Source organism: Chryseobacterium potabilaquae (assembly GCF_902728265.1).
GTDB classification, from domain to species: Bacteria; Bacteroidota; Bacteroidia; order Flavobacteriales; family Weeksellaceae; genus Chryseobacterium; species Chryseobacterium potabilaquae.
On record NZ_CACVBR010000017.1, the window covers coordinates 46,977 to 64,473 of the forward strand.

Genomic DNA, 17,497 nt, shown 5'->3' on the forward strand with positions numbered 1-17,497 from the left:
CTGCGAAATGATCTTGATAAAAAACTTTTCCTTGTCTCATTTTTCATTTTTTTTTAGGTTGGCAGGAACTAGTCCTAGTACTACAATTACTTTAGACATTTTCATCTCTTTATGTTTTTAATTAATTATTCAACAAATATAAACAATGTTGAAAATAATAAAAATACCCCTAAAAGTAAGATACTTTTTAGGGGTATTATATGTAATTAACTTTGTAAGTTATTTCACTTCTTCAAAATCTGCATCCTGTACATCTTCCGCACCTGAAGCACTTCCTTGATTTTGAGCACCTGCATCGGTACCTGGAGTTTGTCCTGCTGCATATAATTCTTCTGAAGCGGCCATCCAAGCTGCATCTAATGCTTCAGTTTTCACTTTTACATCATCAGAATTTTTAGCTTCAAAAGCCACTTTTAATTCAGCTGCTGCTGCTTCAATTGCTGCTTTTTTATCAGCAGAAAGCTTTTCTCCAAACTCTTTCAATTGTTTTTCAGTCTGGAAAATCAATCCATCAGCTTTATTAAAGATTTCAACTTCTTCTTTTCTCTTAGCATCCGCTGCAGAGTTTTCTTGAGCTTCTTTTTTCATTCTTTCAATTTCTTCATCAGAAAGTCCAGAAGAAGCCTGGATTTTAATAGATTGCTCTTTACCTGTTCCTTTATCTTTAGCTGAAACACTTAAAATACCATTAGCATCAATATCAAAAGTTACTTCAATTTGAGGAACTCCTCTTGGTGCTGGTGGAATATCGGTAAGATCAAATCTACCAATTTCCTTATTATCGTTGAACATAGGTCTTTCACCTTGTCCTACTCTGATACTTACAGCTGGCTGATTATCAGAAGCAGTCGAGAACACCTCAGATTTTTTAGTTGGAATAGTTGTATTTGCATCAATTAATTTAGTAAATACTGATCCCATTGTTTCAATACCTAAAGAAAGAGGTGTAACATCGAGAAGTAATACATCTTTTACGTCTCCTGTTAAAACTCCCCCTTGAATAGCTGCACCTACTGCCACTACTTCATCAGGGTTCACTCCTTTAGAAGGTTTTTTACCAAAAAACTTTTCTACCTCTTCTTGAATGATTGGGATTCTTGTAGAACCTCCTACCAAAATTACCTCATCAATATCAGATGTTGATAAACCTGCATCTTTTAATGCTTTTGCAACAGGCTCCATTGATCTTCTTACTAAATCAGATGCTAGTTGCTCAAACTTCGCCTTAGTTAAAGTTTTTACTAAGTGCTTAGGTCCTGTAGCTGTAGCTGTGATATATGGTAAATTAATTTCAGTTTGAGGAGAAGAAGACAATTCAATTTTTGCTTTTTCAGCTGCTTCTTTCAATCTTTGAAGAGCAATTGCATCAGCTTTTAAGTCTACTCCTTCTTCAGATTGAAATTCTGAAGCCATCCAGTTGATAATTACATCATCAAAATCGTCACCTCCTAAGTGGGTATCTCCATTAGTGGATAATACTTCAAATACACCATCTCCTAAATCAAGGATCGAAATATCGAAAGTACCCCCTCCTAAGTCATATACTGCAATCTTTTGATCCTTATGATTTTTATCCATACCATAAGCCAATGCCGCAGCAGTAGGCTCATTAATAATTCTTTCTACTTTCAACCCTGCAATTTCTCCAGCTTCCTTAGTTGCTTGTCTTTGTGCATCGTTGAAATAAGCAGGAACTGTAATTACCGCTCTTGTTACTTCTTGTCCAAGATAATCTTCAGCGGTTTTCTTCATTTTTTGAAGAATCATTGCAGAGATCTCTTGTGGAGTATATTCTCTATCATCAATTTTTACCTTTACAGTATCATTTGCCCCACTTACAACTTCATAGGGTACTCTGGAAATCTCACTTCCATCATCTTTAAAATGGGTACCTATAAATCTTTTGATAGAGTAAACGGTTTTCTTTGGATTTGTTACAGCCTGTCTTTTTGCAGGATCTCCTACTTTTCTTTCACCATCTTCTGTAAATGCCACAATAGAAGGAGTTGTTCTTTTACCTTCCGCATTAGGGATCACTACAGGATCCTTACCTTCCATTACAGCCACACAAGAGTTGGTTGTTCCTAAGTCAATTCCAATTATTTTACTCATAATATTTTTATTTTTTCTAATTTTTTGATTTACACTCAAAATTTCTCAATATCTATACCATTCATTTTTTTATGACAAAATGACACATCCATTTTATTCTCATCATGAAATAGTGTTAAAATGTACCATTTAAAGCATTTTTCACGTTTAAAATCATAAAATTTAATCAAAGTTTAACCTTCATAATATCCATAAAAAGATTGTGAATTAGTATTTTTGATAAAATAAACTATACTAATGTCATTACATTTTAATCCTAGAGATATCACTTGGTTAGCATTCAATGAAAGGGTATTACAAGAAGCCATGGACGAAAAGGTACCTTTGTATTTAAGAATTCGTTTCTTAGGAATATTTTCTAATAATTCGGATGAATTCTTCAGAGTACGAGTGGCCGGATTAAAGCGTGCGATGGATTTTAAGGAAAAAGTAATTGCAGAGTCCTTTTATCAGCCTCCTTCTAAAATCCTACAAAGAATTAATGAAATAGTTATCAAGCAACAACAAAATTTTGATAAAACTTGGAAGAAAATTTTGTCAGAAATGGCAGATCATAAAGTATATATCAAAACGGCAAAAAATTTAACTGCACCTCAGAAAGAATTTGTAAGAATGTATTTTGATGAAGTGGTAGAATCTAATGTAATTCCTATTCTGCTTCATGAGAATACCCCTATGCCTTACCTAAGAGATAAAAGCCTATATCTTGGTGTTGCCATGAGAAAAAAAGACTGGCAATATTCCAGTAATTATGCTATTATTGAAATCCCTTCTCGTTTTGTCGGAAGATTTGTTCTTCTCCCTACAGAAAACCCTGAAGAGAAAAATGTAATGCTCCTTGAAGATGTCATTACATTTAATTTGCCTCATATTTTCTCTTATTTTGGGTATGATGAGTTTGCAGCTAATGCATTCAAAGTAACAAAAGATGCTGAACTGGATCTTGATAATGATATCAAAACCAATTTTGCGGAAAAAATAGAGAAAGGTATCAAGAATAGAAGAAAAGGAAAGCCCACACGATTTGTATTTGATAAAGACATCGATAAGGCTTTATTGGAACTCCTCATCAGGAAATTGAATTTAACAAAAAAAGACAGCATTATACCCGGAGGTAAAATACATAATTTTAAGCATTTCATGGATTTCCCAGATGTTTTCGAAGCTTATGAAAAACCTATAGAAAGAACCTCATTTACCCACCCTTCATTTGAACATGGGGAAAGAATAACAGACGTCATTATGAAACACGATGTCTTACTTTCGTTTCCTTATCATAAATACAATCCAGTAATTGATCTTCTCCGCGAGGCAGCTATGGATCCTGATGTAAAGTCTATTCAAATTACTGCATACCGTTTGGCGAGTAGCTCCAAAATCATCAATGCATTAATTTATGCTGCAAGAAATGGCAAAGAAGTTACTGTTATGCTAGAGCTTCAGGCGAGATTTGATGAAGAATCTAATCTTGAATGGAAAGAAATGCTGGAACCGGAAGGAATTATTGTTCTTGTAGGACTTCCTAATAAAAAAGTCCATGCTAAACTTTGTATTATTAAGAAAAGAACTCACAATAAAACTATTCAATATGGATTTGTAAGTACGGGTAATTTTAATGAAAAAACAGCAAGAATTTATGGTGATCATTTATTAATGACTTCGGATCGTAACATTATGGCAGATATTAATAAAGTATTTAACGTTCTAAAAAAGCCAAAAGAAGATTACATTTCCGTCTTGAAAACTTGCAAAAACTTATTAGTTTGCCCTGATTTTATGCGTGAAAAGATCATTCATCATATAGATAAGGAAATTGAAGAAGCCAAAGCAGGTCGAAGATCCGAGATTATTGTAAAAGTTAATTCAATGAGTGACAGAGGATTAATCGAAAAAATATATGCTGCTGCCCAGGCGGGGGTCGTCATAAAAATAATTGTAAGAGGTATATATTGTGCTGTTAATCAAAAAGAATTCAAAGAAAAAATTAAAGCAATCAGTATTGTTGATGAATATCTAGAACATGCAAGAGTTATGTATTTCTATAATAAAGGAGCAGAAGATATATATATTTCCTCCGCAGACTGGATGACCCGAAATCTTGATTATCGAATTGAAGCTGCTGCAAAAATCATAGATAAAGATCTAAAAAAAGAATTAAAAGAGATTCTTGACATCCAATTAAAAGATAATGTAAAAGCTCGTATCCTAGATAAAAAGCTGAGCAATGAATATATCAGAAATGATAAAAAAGAGTGTCGTTCTCAAATTGAGATTTATAAGTATTTAAAAGCTAAAAAAAGTATAAAATGAAGATTGCAGCGATAGATATAGGAAGTAATGCCGCCAGGCTTTTGATCAATGAGGTTAAAATAAATAATAGGAAACCCGAGTTTATTAAACTTAACCTTTTGAGAGTTCCTTTAAGATTAGGCATGGATGTTTTCACGTTGGGGAAGATTGGGGAAGAAAGAGAAAAAATGGTCCTTGATTCTATGAAAATTTTCAGCGATTTAATGAAAATATACCAAGTCGATCACTACAGAGCGTGTGCCACGAGTGCTATGCGAGATGCTTCAAATGGTAATGCCATCATTCAAAAAGTAAAAGATACCTCAGGGATTACTATTGAAATTATCTCCGGAGATGAAGAAGCTACCCTAATCTATGAAAACCATGTAGCAGAAGGCTTGGACAAAGAATTTGCCTATCTCTATATTGATGTGGGAGGTGGTTCAACTGAACTTACATTCTACGAAAACGGGAAAATGATGTATGAAAAATCTTTTAATATTGGGACTATCCGTTTATTAAATAATCTCGTTTCGCCAGCAAACTGGCAAGAGATGAAAGAAGAGATCAAAAAAAACATCATCAGCAAAAAACCTATTATTGCTATTGGTTCAGGAGGAAATATCAATAAAATTTTCTCCATGAGTAAAACTAAAGATGGAAAACCTATGTCACTATCTTATTTGAAAAAAACTCATAAAGAGCTCAATGAATTGACCGTTGATGAAAGAATGACAAAATATAACCTTAGAGAAGATAGAGCGGATGTTATAGCGTATGCATTAAAGGTATTTAATAATGTGATGAGTTGGTCGGATATTAATAAAATATTTGTTCCTAAGATTTCTGTTGCAGATGGACTTATTCATAATATATATAGCCAGTTACAAAACAAAAAATAAGGGTTATACCTCTCCGTATAATAAAAACCAGCTATCAATATAGCTGGTTTTTATTATAGTCATTTACATTACAAGTAATTAACCATCTATTGAAAAATATTTTTTTACTTTAAAATAAAGTAATAGTAAATTTTAAACCGTTATAATAATATATATCAAAAATAAATATGGAAACTATCAAAATAATTATTACCGGAGCAACAGGAATGGTAGGTGAAGGAGTTTTAATGGAATGTCTTCAAAATCCAAACGTTTCGGAAATTCTAAGTGTAAGCAGAAAGCCATCGGGGAAAAAACATGCAAAACTAAAAGAATATATCCTTCCCAATTTTCTCCAAATTGATATGAATGATCAAAACTTTAAGGGCTATGATGCGTGTTTTTTCTGTGCGGGGATAAGCAGTATTGGGATCAATGAAACTGATTATACCACGATTACCTACGATACTACCTTACATTTTGCAAAAGTTGTTTTAAATCAAAATCTGGAAATGGTATTTAATTATGTTTCAGGAGCTCATACCGATAGTACGGAAAGTGGAAAACTTATGTGGGCAAGAGTAAAAGGAAAAACTGAAAATACCTTAAAAAAACTGGGCTTTAGTTCCGTATATAATTTTCGCCCCGGATTCATGAAACCTATTGAAGGGCAGATTAATGTAAAATGGTATTTTAGGCCCTTTATTTTGCTTTTTCCTATTTTATTTCCTTCAAAATCATTAACTTTACATGAAGTTGGAAAAGCAATGATCAATGCCGTAAAATATGGATCCCCTCTATCAACTTTAGAAATTAAGAACATTAAAGATTTAGCCATATGAAAGAAACTTTAAAAAGAATTGTTCTTGTTATTTTTGTTTTACTGCTATTGACTGCAATTTCAGGTTTTTTCTATATGCAAAAACATCCTTTAGAAAAAGCATTTAACAAGAAGATGTATCTCACTCACCCTAAAGAATAAACTTTATATTTGCAAATGCTTTAAGAGAATTTTCATTAATACCTATGAATAAAAAACAGGCCTTTAGACCTGTTTCCTATTTACTATTTTTACATAATTTTTAATAAGTCACTTCCTCATCAGAGGCTGCATCATCTATTTTATTTTCTTTTTTTGTAGGAGCATCTTCAGGCTTACCTTTTAAATAATCCGGTAAATTTAAGCCGGCCATATTAAAAAGATCATTCAAGGGAGGTACCGTTTTCATCATACCGGAAACAAAATTAGCTGTAGAACTGTTACCATCCTGCCCATTACCGCTATCCCAAACCGTTACTTTGTCTATTTTAATATTTTTAACCGCCTCAACTTGAGTTCTAACCAATTCCGGCAATTTTTCTATAAGGAGCAACTGGAATGCCTTATTTGCATCACCTCCAGCCACTTTAACCACTTGATCATACCCTTCCGCTTGTTTGGTAAGTATTTCATAGAGCCCTTTAGCTTCTGCTTCCATTTTCGCAAATATAGCATCTGCCTCTCCTTTTGCCTGTAATCTGATTTTTTCAGCCTCCGCTTGTGCATCGATAATCGCTTTTTGTTTGGCAATTTCTGCCGGAACCACAATATTAGCCTGTTGAGTAGAGCGCTCTCTTTCTGCCCTTGCTGCTTCCGCTTTCTGCTCTGCAACATAAGATTCTTCTAACGCTCTTGCCGTTTGTACTTTTTCGGCTGCCGTTGCTAACCTTAATGCCTCTGCCTCTTTTTCTCTTCTTTCAGCATCTGAGTTTGCAATGGTAATTTTTGCTTCGTTTTCTCCTTTAACAGCTAGTGAATTTGCCAAAGATGTTGCAATTCTAGATTCTTTTTCAGCTTCCGCCTTACCAATAGACTCATCTTTCATTGCTGAAGCAATACTCACTTCTTTATCTTTCTGGGTTATTGCAATTTTTACATCCCGATCCCTATTAGTCTCTGCAATGACAACATCCTTTTCCCTATCAGCACTTGCTTTACCTGTCTCTCCAATTCTTTCTTGCTCAGCAACAGAAATTTTTGCTTCATTAATGGCTTTTGCAGCGGCTTCCTTACCAAGAGCTTCAATATAACCGGATTCATCTTTAATATCCGTAACATTTACGTTAATCAGTTTTAATCCAATCTTTTTTAATTCAGCATCTACATTTTTAGAAATATTATCCAAAAATTTATCTCTATCTGAATTAATTTCTTCAATAGTCATGGTAGCAATCACCAAACGCAACTGTCCGAAAAGTATATCTTTAGAAAGTTCCTGAATTTGTTCCTGCCCTAATCCCAATAATCTTTCAGCAGCATTTCCCATAGAGTCTGGCTCTGTAGAAATTGCGATGGTAAATCTACAAGGTACATCTACACGAATATTTTGTTTTGATAATGCGTTAGTAAGGTTTGCCTCGATAGAAATCGGTTTAAGATCTAAATAGGCATAATCTTGAATAACAGGCCATACAAAAGCTCCTCCTCCATGAATACATTTTGCAGAAGAACCTCCTGTTTTACCATATATTACCAATATTTTATCCGAAGGACATCTTTTGTATCTTGAAATAAGAGCCAAAAACGTCACGAATAATAAGACTACAATAACGACTATAAGAATAAGTGTTCCGGGTACTGCCATAAATTAAAGAATAAATATGTTATAATAAATTAAATTTTAGCGACAACAAGTGTATTATCATAAATGTATATTACTCTCACCGAATGACCGGTAGCAATGTCCATATCTGATTCTGTCATTGCCTGAAGTTCATGATGAGTTCCTTTCATCGAAATCAATATTTTTCCTTTTCCTTTCATATTTGCAGGGATGTTAAGATACACCTCTCCTACTGCTCCAATGAGATCATCTAGTTTGAAGGTATTATCTTCTGTTAGTTTTAAAATTTGAATAATAAGAAAGAAAAATATAAGTACAAACCCTACCCCTATTAGGCATGCTATAAAAATTAATAACCCTTTACTTTCCATAGAATCATAAAAAGCAACCCCTGTCCACCCAAATCCCAGCAGAAAATTAATCAAGTTTCTTAAAGAGAATAGTTGAAAAGGAGTCTCATGAGTAACTTCACTGTCAAAATCAACATCAAAATCGTCACCATAATCCCCTCCTATAAAAGTAAGAACGGTCTGGATTAAAAAAATTAAACTCGAAGCTAAGGCAATATACCAAAACCCTTGATGAAGTGGTTCTATATCTTGTAAAAATGAAAACATTCTTTGTGCTTTTCTCAAATATAATCAAAAAATAATAATATATCAAGTATATATCATAAAAACTCATATGATTTTTTGGATTATACAAAATAAAAAAATCACTTATTAAAGAAAAAAACTAGTTTGCCTCATAGGCCAAATTGTTCCCATTGGAGGAAAAGTAGTACCTTAAATAGTCTATTATTTATAAACAAAAAAAGCTTCTAACGAAGCTTTTTATACATATAAAATTCAATTTTTATGGATCTATAAGGATCATTACTTATTTATTTGAATATACTTTTTATTACTTTACCGTTACCATATTGTAGTGGAAACTGTAAAAGTTCTGCTATAGTACTTGGTACATCTATTTGTTCATAATCTCCTGTACTAATAACAGTATTTGTCTTAAAATCTGGTCCGATTGCAAAAAATTCAATATGTCTACATCCTGCACAGTTGTCACCGTGTTGAGAAAAGCCTTCTTCATTTCCATCTAAATGTCTTCCATGATCGTTAGAAACAATAAGTGTTGTTTTATCCTTATATTGAGGTAATGATTGAATATAATCCCAAATTTCTTTAATAGAAGCATCCGTTCTTTTTATTGCTTGTAAATATCCATCCCAATTCTCAGCATGCCCATTTACATCTACATCTTTCAGATTCATGACAATCATATTTGGACTGTATTTTTTCATTATTTTTTTAGCATTCAATACTGTAACAGCATCCTCTCTAAATCCAGAACCATTTCCATTAATACCACAGTCAACGCTTGGCTGGAACTTATTTTTCCATAGATCTAATTTACAATTGTTAAGCACTTCTAATTTATCTTTAGACATGATAAGCCAAGCTTTTGTTTTATCAACTCCTGTAAATTTCAGCCACTGTTGCATCATAGAAGGATATCCAGGTAGTTCTGTTCCATCATTTTTAATATTTTCATATACTCCGCTACATAAAGCACTATGTCCGGAATTTGTAAATGTTATCCCTTTATTTTTGAAATTGCTAATAAAAACCCCTTTCTTCAAAAGGTTCATTCTGTTGGGAATATTTTCTTGATTAGCAGATTCCCATGTTTCAGAAATACGAGGACCATCCACCACAAGTAATACCACATTTTTTGTTTGATACTTATCTGGTGTGGTTGGAGAAGAAATATCTAAATCACTACTATTACAAGAGAATAATAAAAATAAAGACATTAAAGAAAGTAGTAATGCGTTTTTTGTCATAATAATTTTTTGGCTGCAAAAATACATTATTTATATATCACTTAAAAATGAATTATATTAATTTATGGTTCCAAATATTCTTGAGAAAAATATTTACACTTAACATATTCATAATCAATTAATACCAACTAAAACATCCATTTATCATACTAGATACAGCCACAAAAAGGGCTGTCTTACTATAAAAACAGCCCTTAAAAATATATTATTGAGATATTTTTACTCTATATTGATAACTTTTTCAATTTCCGGAGCATGTTGCTTAATTGTATTTTCCACTCCTAACTTTAGCGTAGAAAAGTTTAGAGAACAACCAGAACAATTTCCTAAAAGTTTTACAAAAACTTGATTATCCTTCACATCAATAAGCTCAATATCCCCCCCATCTTTATTCAAAAACGGACGAATGCTTTCTAGCGCTTCCATCACTCTTGTTACGATATCTTCGTGTGTTATATTTGTATTCATATTTTTCAGTTCAATTCGGTTTTTTCAAGATATTTTGAAATTTATTATTTTGCTTTAGGAGAACATCCTGCCATTGTAGAGATTTTCACGGCTTCCGTAGGAGGAAGATTTTTATTTCTTTCTACTAAACTTTCAACCATTTTACGTGCCATCTCTGTATAAATTTCTGAAATTTTAGAATTTTCTTGTAAAGCGGCTGGTCTACCTACATCTCCTGCTTCTCTAATACTTTGAATTAATGGTATTTCTCCAAGCACAGGAATCCCTAAATCTTCAGCCAAATATTGTGCTCCTTGATTTCCAAAAATGTAGTATTTATTATCCGGCAATTCTTCAGGAGTAAAATAGGCCATATTTTCAATCAAACCAAGAACAGGAATATTAATACTTTCCATCTGGAACATCGCAATACCCTTTCTTACATCGGCTAGCGCAACATGTTGAGGCGTACTTACAATCACAGCACCTGTTACAGGCACTTCCTGAATAATCGACAAATGGATATCTCCTGTACCCGGAGGTAAATCAATAAGTAAAAAATCCAGTTCTCCCCATGCTGCATCTCTGATCATTTGGTTCAATGCTTTTGATGCCATAGGACCTCTCCAAACCACCGCTTGATTAGCACCCGAAAAATATCCTATCGACAACATTTTTACTCCATAATTTTCAATAGGCTTCATCATACTTTTGCCATCTACTTCTACAGAAATCGGTTTTTCACCTTCCGTATCAAACATAGTGGGAACAGAGGGACCATAGATATCAGCATCCAATAACCCTACTTTAAAACCCATCTTAGCTAAGGTGACTGCCATATTTGCAGAAACTGTAGATTTACCAACGCCTCCTTTTCCAGAAGCTATAGCGATAATATTTTGAATTCCAGGAATTTGTTTTCCTTTGATCTGACTTTGCTGAATTTCACTAGGTTCTGGAGATGCTATTTTAAGTTTTAAATGAATATCTTCTCCAAACTCACTTGTAAAGGCCTGCTTCATAGCTGCTTCCAACTTCTTTTTTTCATGCATTGCAGGTGAATGAGCCATCATATCAATATAAACATCATTCCCAACAATCTGAAGATTATTTACTAAATCATCAACCTCTATCTCTTTTAGGAAATTCTGAACCTTTTCTTTCGTCAACATAAACTAAATAAATTGTTTACAAATTTACGGAATTTTTACCTATTTAGAATAATTAAAACTAATGATAGATATTTTCTTTTGTAAAAACAAATTTTATACTACTTTAGGGAAATTTTATTTTAAAAAAATGAAAAAGGTACTGTTTGTTCTTTTAGGAATTATATACCATAATTTCTTTTCACAAAATTATACACAATACGTCAATCCATTTATAGGTACAGGAGGTCATGGACATACCTTCCCTGGTGCCATAGTCCCTTTTGGAATGATCCAACTTTCTCCAGATACTAGAATTGATGGAAGCTGGGATGGTTGTAGTGGCTATCACTATTCTGATTCTGTAATTTATGGTTTTTCACATACCCACCTCAATGGAACAGGAGTTTCAGATTATGGAGACATTATGCTTATGCCTACTATGGGAAATCCTAGTTTGAACAACACCGAATATTCATCTCCCTTTTCTCATAAAAATGAAAAGGCTACAGCAGGATTCTATAGCGTAAAATTAGATAAGCATAATATTGATGTTCAATTAACTACGACAAAGAGAGTGGGATACCATGAATACACTTTCAATGAGGAAGGCAATGCTAATATTATCTTAGATTTAAACCACAGAGACAAACTCTTGGAAGGTGAAGTCAAAATAATTGATGATAAAACTATTGAAGTTTTTCGAAGAAGTGAAGCGTGGGCCACTAATCAATACCTATATGCAAGAATTGAATTTTCAAAACCTATGAAAATTTCTCAAAAAGAAATGAATGGAACTCAAAAAGACAATCTTCTGACAGGAACAAGACTTGCTGTAGCATTTTCAACCGTCGTTAAAAAAGGAGAAAAAATCAATGTAAAAGTTGCTATTTCACCAACGGGCTATCAAGGAACCGAAAAAAACATGTTGGCAGAAGGAAAATCAAATGATTTTGAAGCCATTAAAAGCCAAGCTATAACGGATTGGAATAAAGAACTATCTAAAATTGAAGTCAAATCTGATGATAAAAATAAACTAACCGTTTTTTACACCGCTCTCTATCATGTTTTCACTCAACCTAATATTAATATGGATGTTGATGGACAATACAGAGGCAGAGATAATAAGCTCTATACAGCTCAAGATTTTGAATATTATACTGTTTTCTCTCTTTGGGATACATTCAGAGCCGCTCATCCCTTAATGACTTTGATTGATAAAAAAAGAACTTCAGACTTTATTAATACCTTTATTAAACAATATGAACAGGGAGGAAAACTTCCGGTTTGGGAACTCGCGTCCAATGAAACAGAATGTATGATAGGCTATCACTCTGTTTCTGTCATTGCAGATGCTATGGCAAAAGGTATACAGGGTTTCGATTACCAAAAAGCATTTGAAGCTTCAAAAAATTCTGCGATGCTCAATATTTTCGGATTGAATGCTTACAAGCAAAATAATTATATAAGCATTGATGATGAACACGAAAGTGTTTCCAAAACAGTAGAATATGCGTACGATGATTGGTGTATCGCACAAATGGCTAAAATGTTACATAAAAAAGAAGATTACCTATATTTCATGAAACGCTCTCAGAATTGGAAAAATCTTTATAATCCCACTAATGGATTTATTCAACCTCGAAAAAATGGCAACTGGTACGAACCCTTCGATCCTAGAGAAGTAAATAACAATTATACTGAGGGTAATTCTTGGCATTATTCCTATTCCGTTCAACAAGATATTCCAGGATTGATTGCAGTGCATGGAGGGAAAGAAAAATTCGAACAATTCATTGATGCAATTTTTGCTGCTCCTAATCAAACTACAGGAAGAGAGCAGGTGGACATTACAGGTTTAATGGGACAATATGCTCAAGGAAATGAACCGAGCCATCATATTGCTTATTTGTATAATTATGTAGATAAACCGGAAAAAACTGATACAAAAATCAAGTATATTCTTGATCACTTTTATAAAAACACTCCAGATGGCTTGATCGGAAACGAGGATTGTGGACAAATGAGTGCATGGTATATTCTAAGCTCTATGGGAATCTATTCTGTGACTCCTGGATTGCCTGAATGGCAAACTACCACTCCATATTTTGAGGAAATTAAGATTCATTTAGAAGATGGTACGACAAGAACTATTACAAAAAATACAAAAAGAGCAGAACTAGAAAAATTAGGTTTCGAAAATATATACCCTTTAAAAGACTATAAATATGCAGAATTAATAGCGGCTCCTGTCATTACCGCCGACAGGCTCTTTGATTTTTCTACAAAAGTTCAAATAACTCCTCTCAACTCAAATGATAAAATTTATTATGTAACTACAGATGAAAATGATAAGAATATCAGAAAGACCTTTAAAACATATAAAAATCCTTTTACAATTAATAAAACGACTCAGGTATCGGCTTATGCAGAAAGAAATGGCGAAAAAAGTTCAGTTACTGTAGCTCATTTTAATAGAAGGCCTAATTACTGGGATATCACCGTAAATGCTAAAGTAAATTCTCAATATACTGCCGGTGGAAAATTGGCTTTGATTGATGGAATTCAGGGAACTGTGAATTGGAGAAAAGGAGAATGGCAAGGATATCAAGGGCAAAACTTTGAAGCTATTATTGATTTAAAATCTCCTCAAGAGTTCACGAAGCTCTCTTCCACTTACCTACAAGATAGTAAAGCATGGATCTTAATGCCTCAAAAAGTAGAATATTATGCTTCAATAAATAATAAAGAGTATATTCTTTTAAAGACGGTTGATAATACTATTGATCCTAAAGATGAAAAGGTTCAAATTAAAGAATTTTCAACTGAAGTTCTTCCTACCGAGGCACGCTATGTAAAAATAAAAGCGTATTATTTTGGAAAACTCCCTGAATGGCATATGGGCTCAGGTGGTGAATCTTATATCTTTATAGATGAAATAAGTATAAAATAAATAGCTAAATATGCTATAATATAAACATCTCTTTAATAATTAAAGAGATGTTTATATTATAGCATGACTATTATTTAAGTATGGGTATGATAATTTTTCCAAAAATATTTAATAAATTAAACATGCTTAATTTATCGAATTACTTAACTTTCAATTTATCAATAACATTCAGGAGAGACTGATTGTTTTTAGCCGTATTATAAAATAAAGGCAACTTTTCTAAAAGGGTAAAATATGAGCTATTTTTACTTTCCTCAATCTTCTCCGATATGTCACTTTGTAAGTAATCTAGATGAGCTTCATTATAAGCCCAAAAAGTTTCATTTTTAAAAGGGTAAATATACCATAAATCAGCATCAAAGTAATCCATTGCAGCTGTTTGATACCCTCCATTAATCTTCACTCTAGTATCTGTAATTTTGTTATATCCACACTGGGAACAAAATAACTTTGCCGTTTTATCTTCATTATTAACAGTGGCTAATGCTTTTTTATTACATGAAGGACAATACACTGCCACTTCATTTTGAAATTCTTTAAGATGCTCACTCTCATTTCTAAAACGATTAGATTCCATAATAATTATCATTTATATTTTTATTCCTACTCAACTCTTCAAAGTAGTATTAAATAGAGTACTTTATAGAGCCGAAAACCCTTGTATTAAAAAACTATCCCATCCATCTTATCAGATCCATTGTAAATTTATTTTTCACACTGAATAATAATTAGATAGAGCTATAACATGACATACCATTGGTGTGCCATTTAATAGAAAATTTCGTTTTTTCTATCATTTTTTTTAAAATAATAACAATTTGAATGATAGTATTTGTAGTTAAACATTGTAGAATATTCTATTAATAATTATAGTATTTACATGAATTAGAAGTCGTATATAATATCCCAAAAAATTGTTTTTTTAATTCTATTTACTATAGTCCTATAAATATAATAATGTCCTTCTTTTTACATCCAAATTAGTAGGATTCCTTATGGTAAAAAATAAAAAAGTGTCAAAATAAATAAGTCCCTAAAAAAATGAAATATAATAGTTTACCAAGTTAAAGCATAAAAAAATCCAATAATATACTTTAATATATTATTGGATTTTTACCATCATTATTAATCTATAACTCTAGATATTATGAGTAAAAACATTCATTTTTTCAGCCCAACAAAGCGGGCTTTGTAATTGAACATCTGAAAACTCAATGTGGATCACTCTCCTCTTTTTCCCATTAAAAGTTCTATTTGAACCATGAAAAATAAGAGGTTTCATTATCATAATTCCTCCTCTTTTAACCTTACCTATTTCTTCCGTTTCTCTATTCCAATCCATTTCTTCCGTTCTATAAATTCCTCTCCTATGAGATTTAGGAATAACTTTTAGAGCTCCGTTATTTTCATCAGTATCATCAAGGTGAATTCTTATTGTATAGATATTTTCTAGAATATCTAAGGGAGGCTGAACCCCAAATTGATCCTGTTTTGTTGTCCAAGGTCCAAAACCAGATACAATTTCTTTTTTATCTACAGAAATTGTCAAATCTTGATGATATGCTACATACCAATTAGATGTTTCCAGTTTATCAAAATAAATACTTTTTACTACAAAATATTGATTTCCAAAAACTCCTTTGATAACTTCTTTAATCTTTTCATTAAAAATCAAATCTTTAATTTCGGGAATCTCTTTTAAAAATTGTCTTATTGCAAATAAATCTGTCGATTTTCTGAAAATAGGTTTTGATGTATCTATATTTTCAACCACTTTTATTATTTTTGCCACCTCATTTTCGGAAAAAATTCCATTAATAACAGTGAACCCATTCTCAAGAATAGCTTCTTTGTGCTCATACAAATTCATGTTTAGCATTCTTTATATTGTGCTCGTATTATTTTCTAACTGTCCTTCCCATTTAGAAACAGCTGATGTTGCAAGTGCGTTTCCAAGAACATTCGTCATACTTCTTCCCATATCACAGAAATGGTCAATAGGTAAAATTAAAGCAATTCCTTCAGGAGGAATTCCAAACATAGAACATGTTGCCACAATAATGACTAAGGAAGCTCTGGGAACTCCGGCAATACCCTTTGATGTTAACATGAGAACCAAAAGCATTGTAATTTGCTGCCCAATCGTCATTTCAATACCATAAATTTGGGCAATAAAAATAGACGCAAATGTCATATACATCATGCTTCCATCCAAATTAAAAGAATACCCCAAAGGCAAAATAAAAGATACTATTCTATTGTTACAACCAAATTTTTCCAACTCTTCTACCAATTTTGGAAATACAGCTTCTGAGCTGGTTGTAGAAAAAGCAATCAGTAATGGGGCTTTTATTCTTTTTATTAACTCAAAGAGACGGTTACCTAAAATTAAATAGCCAACCAATAATAGTACAAACCAAAGCGTAGCCAAAGCAAAGAAAAAGTCTCTTAAATATACAGCATATACCTTGAATATTTCAAATCCATTGGTGGCTACAACTGCCGCAATAGCACCTAAAACTCCCAATGGAGCAAACCACATGATATATCCAACCATTTTCAGAATAGCATGCGCTATAATGTCAAATAACTTAATAACCGGTTGAGCATATCCTTCACCCAAATTAGCTAATGCAATTCCAAACATAATGGAAAATACCACAATCTGAAGTACTTCATTGGTAGCAAAAGCTTCGAAAATACTTTTAGGAATTACATGTTTTACAAAATCCTCCAACGTAAAGCCTTTACTGCTCTTTACTAATTCCTCTGCTGAAACCGTATCTTGAATAGGAAGCTTTGTAACATGTCCTGGTTCAAGCCAATTTACCAAAATTAATCCTATAAAAAGTGAAATTAAGGAGGCAGAAATAAACCATAGCATAGCCTTTGTTCCTACTCTTCCAATCATTTTAATATCACTCATTTTAGCAATTCCAACGACTAAAGTGGTAAAAACTAGTGGAGCTATAATCATTTGTACCAATCTAATAAAGATAGTTCCTAGTAATTTTATATTTTTAGAAAAGGGTTCGGCACTTTCAGGGTATTGGATATGTACAAATCCTCCAATTCCAACTCCCAAAATAAGTGCAATAATAATCGCTACAAATAGTTTATTTTGTCCTTTCATATATCATAATTCAAATTCCACAAATATAATGGTTTTTGAATTGTTATCAATTTTTATTATAAGAGTTAACCCTATATTAAATTTGTAT

The 17,497-nt window shown here is 32.5% G+C and carries 14 protein-coding genes; 5 read left to right on the forward strand and 9 right to left on the reverse strand.

The window, feature by feature from the left end; all coding sequences use genetic code 11:
- Positions 1-219: 219 nt before the first annotated feature.
- Positions 220-2,112 carry a molecular chaperone DnaK gene (dnaK, locus tag CHRY9293_RS10495; protein WP_162032933.1) on the reverse strand — a complete coding sequence of 631 codons (1,893 nt, stop codon included), beginning with the start codon at positions 2,110-2,112 and terminating at the stop codon, positions 220-222.
- 237 nt (positions 2,113-2,349) lie between these two features.
- On the opposite strand from dnaK, the gene ppk1 reads away from it, so the two are divergent.
- The 4 genes from ppk1 (at position 2,350) to CHRY9293_RS10515 (ending at position 6,264) form a co-directional block, all read left to right on the forward strand.
- Complete coding sequence (ppk1, locus tag CHRY9293_RS10500; RefSeq protein WP_162032934.1) at positions 2,350-4,422, forward strand: polyphosphate kinase 1; 2,073 nt, start codon at positions 2,350-2,352, stop codon at positions 4,420-4,422.
- Positions 4,419-5,303: a Ppx/GppA phosphatase family protein gene (locus CHRY9293_RS10505; protein WP_162032935.1), complete on the forward strand. Its 885-nt coding sequence runs from the start codon at positions 4,419-4,421 to the stop codon at positions 5,301-5,303. Before ppk1 ends, CHRY9293_RS10505 begins: the two co-directional genes overlap by 4 nt.
- Before the next feature lie 167 nt (positions 5,304-5,470).
- Positions 5,471-6,124, forward strand: coding sequence for an NAD-dependent epimerase/dehydratase family protein (locus CHRY9293_RS10510; RefSeq protein ID WP_162032936.1), 654 nt, complete (start codon positions 5,471-5,473; stop codon positions 6,122-6,124).
- Positions 6,121-6,264, forward strand: coding sequence for a hypothetical protein (locus CHRY9293_RS10515; protein ID WP_162032937.1), 144 nt, complete (start codon positions 6,121-6,123; stop codon positions 6,262-6,264). The genes CHRY9293_RS10510 and CHRY9293_RS10515 overlap by 4 nt, the downstream gene beginning before the upstream one ends.
- 100 nt (positions 6,265-6,364) lie before the next feature.
- Here the strand turns inward: CHRY9293_RS10515 and CHRY9293_RS10520 are convergent, their stop codons facing one another.
- The 5 genes from CHRY9293_RS10520 to CHRY9293_RS10540 form a co-directional block, all read right to left on the reverse strand.
- On the reverse strand, positions 6,365-7,906 hold the full coding sequence (locus CHRY9293_RS10520; RefSeq protein WP_162032938.1) for a flotillin family protein: 1,542 nt from the start codon (positions 7,904-7,906) through the stop codon (positions 6,365-6,367).
- 29 nt (positions 7,907-7,935) lie between these two features.
- On the reverse strand, positions 7,936-8,502 hold the full coding sequence (locus CHRY9293_RS10525; RefSeq protein WP_162032939.1) for an NfeD family protein: 567 nt from the start codon (positions 8,500-8,502) through the stop codon (positions 7,936-7,938).
- Positions 8,503-8,768: 266 nt separating this feature from the next.
- Positions 8,769-9,728: an alkaline phosphatase family protein gene (locus tag CHRY9293_RS10530; RefSeq protein ID WP_162032940.1), complete on the reverse strand. Its 960-nt coding sequence runs from the start codon at positions 9,726-9,728 to the stop codon at positions 8,769-8,771.
- A gap of 219 nt (positions 9,729-9,947) precedes the next feature.
- Positions 9,948-10,196 carry a NifU family protein gene (locus CHRY9293_RS10535; RefSeq protein ID WP_122546504.1) on the reverse strand — a complete coding sequence of 83 codons (249 nt, stop codon included), beginning with the start codon at positions 10,194-10,196 and terminating at the stop codon, positions 9,948-9,950.
- A 44-nt stretch (positions 10,197-10,240) separates the two neighbouring features.
- Positions 10,241-11,347 (reverse strand): Mrp/NBP35 family ATP-binding protein, encoded by a 1,107-nt coding sequence (locus CHRY9293_RS10540; RefSeq protein WP_162032941.1) that lies wholly within the window; start codon positions 11,345-11,347, stop codon positions 10,241-10,243.
- A gap of 127 nt (positions 11,348-11,474) precedes the next feature.
- On the opposite strand from CHRY9293_RS10540, the gene CHRY9293_RS10545 reads away from it, so the two are divergent.
- Positions 11,475-14,276: a GH92 family glycosyl hydrolase gene (locus CHRY9293_RS10545; RefSeq protein WP_162032942.1), complete on the forward strand. Its 2,802-nt coding sequence runs from the start codon at positions 11,475-11,477 to the stop codon at positions 14,274-14,276.
- Between the two features lie 139 nt (positions 14,277-14,415).
- Here the strand turns inward: CHRY9293_RS10545 and CHRY9293_RS10550 are convergent, their stop codons facing one another.
- From CHRY9293_RS10550 to CHRY9293_RS10560, 3 genes are all read right to left on the reverse strand, one after another.
- Entirely contained in the window at positions 14,416-14,853 is a 438-nt protein-coding gene (locus tag CHRY9293_RS10550) for a hypothetical protein (RefSeq protein ID WP_228455511.1), read from the reverse strand.
- Positions 14,854-15,414: 561 nt separating this feature from the next.
- On the reverse strand, positions 15,415-16,146 hold the full coding sequence (locus tag CHRY9293_RS10555) for a phytanoyl-CoA dioxygenase family protein (protein ID WP_394351034.1): 732 nt from the start codon (positions 16,144-16,146) through the stop codon (positions 15,415-15,417).
- A 12-nt stretch (positions 16,147-16,158) separates the two neighbouring features.
- Positions 16,159-17,409 (reverse strand): dicarboxylate/amino acid:cation symporter, encoded by a 1,251-nt coding sequence (locus CHRY9293_RS10560; protein ID WP_162032944.1) that lies wholly within the window; start codon positions 17,407-17,409, stop codon positions 16,159-16,161.
- Between the last annotated feature and the right edge of the window lie 88 nt (positions 17,410-17,497).

Bases quoted from the DNA above. Each gene is read 5' to 3' on its own strand.
- dnaK (WP_162032933.1), bottom strand. From the start codon at position 2,112: ATGAGTAAAATAATTGGAATTGACTTAGGAACAACCAACTCTTGTGTG.
- ppk1 (WP_162032934.1), top strand. From the start codon at position 2,350: ATGTCATTACATTTTAATCCTAGAGATATCACTTGGTTAGCATTCAAT.
- CHRY9293_RS10505 (WP_162032935.1), top strand. From the start codon at position 4,419: ATGAAGATTGCAGCGATAGATATAGGAAGTAATGCCGCCAGGCTTTTG.
- CHRY9293_RS10510 (WP_162032936.1), top strand. From the start codon at position 5,471: ATGGAAACTATCAAAATAATTATTACCGGAGCAACAGGAATGGTAGGT.
- CHRY9293_RS10515 (WP_162032937.1), top strand. From the start codon at position 6,121: ATGAAAGAAACTTTAAAAAGAATTGTTCTTGTTATTTTTGTTTTACTG.
- CHRY9293_RS10520 (WP_162032938.1), bottom strand. From the start codon at position 7,906: ATGGCAGTACCCGGAACACTTATTCTTATAGTCGTTATTGTAGTCTTA.
- CHRY9293_RS10525 (WP_162032939.1), bottom strand. From the start codon at position 8,502: ATGTTTTCATTTTTACAAGATATAGAACCACTTCATCAAGGGTTTTGG.
- CHRY9293_RS10530 (WP_162032940.1), bottom strand. From the start codon at position 9,728: ATGACAAAAAACGCATTACTACTTTCTTTAATGTCTTTATTTTTATTA.
- CHRY9293_RS10535 (WP_122546504.1), bottom strand. From the start codon at position 10,196: ATGAATACAAATATAACACACGAAGATATCGTAACAAGAGTGATGGAA.
- CHRY9293_RS10540 (WP_162032941.1), bottom strand. From the start codon at position 11,347: ATGTTGACGAAAGAAAAGGTTCAGAATTTCCTAAAAGAGATAGAGGTT.
- CHRY9293_RS10545 (WP_162032942.1), top strand. From the start codon at position 11,475: ATGAAAAAGGTACTGTTTGTTCTTTTAGGAATTATATACCATAATTTC.
- CHRY9293_RS10550 (WP_228455511.1), bottom strand. From the start codon at position 14,853: ATGGAATCTAATCGTTTTAGAAATGAGAGTGAGCATCTTAAAGAATTT.
- CHRY9293_RS10555 (WP_394351034.1), bottom strand. From the start codon at position 16,146: ATGAATTTGTATGAGCACAAAGAAGCTATTCTTGAGAATGGGTTCACT.
- CHRY9293_RS10560 (WP_162032944.1), bottom strand. From the start codon at position 17,409: ATGAAAGGACAAAATAAACTATTTGTAGCGATTATTATTGCACTTATT.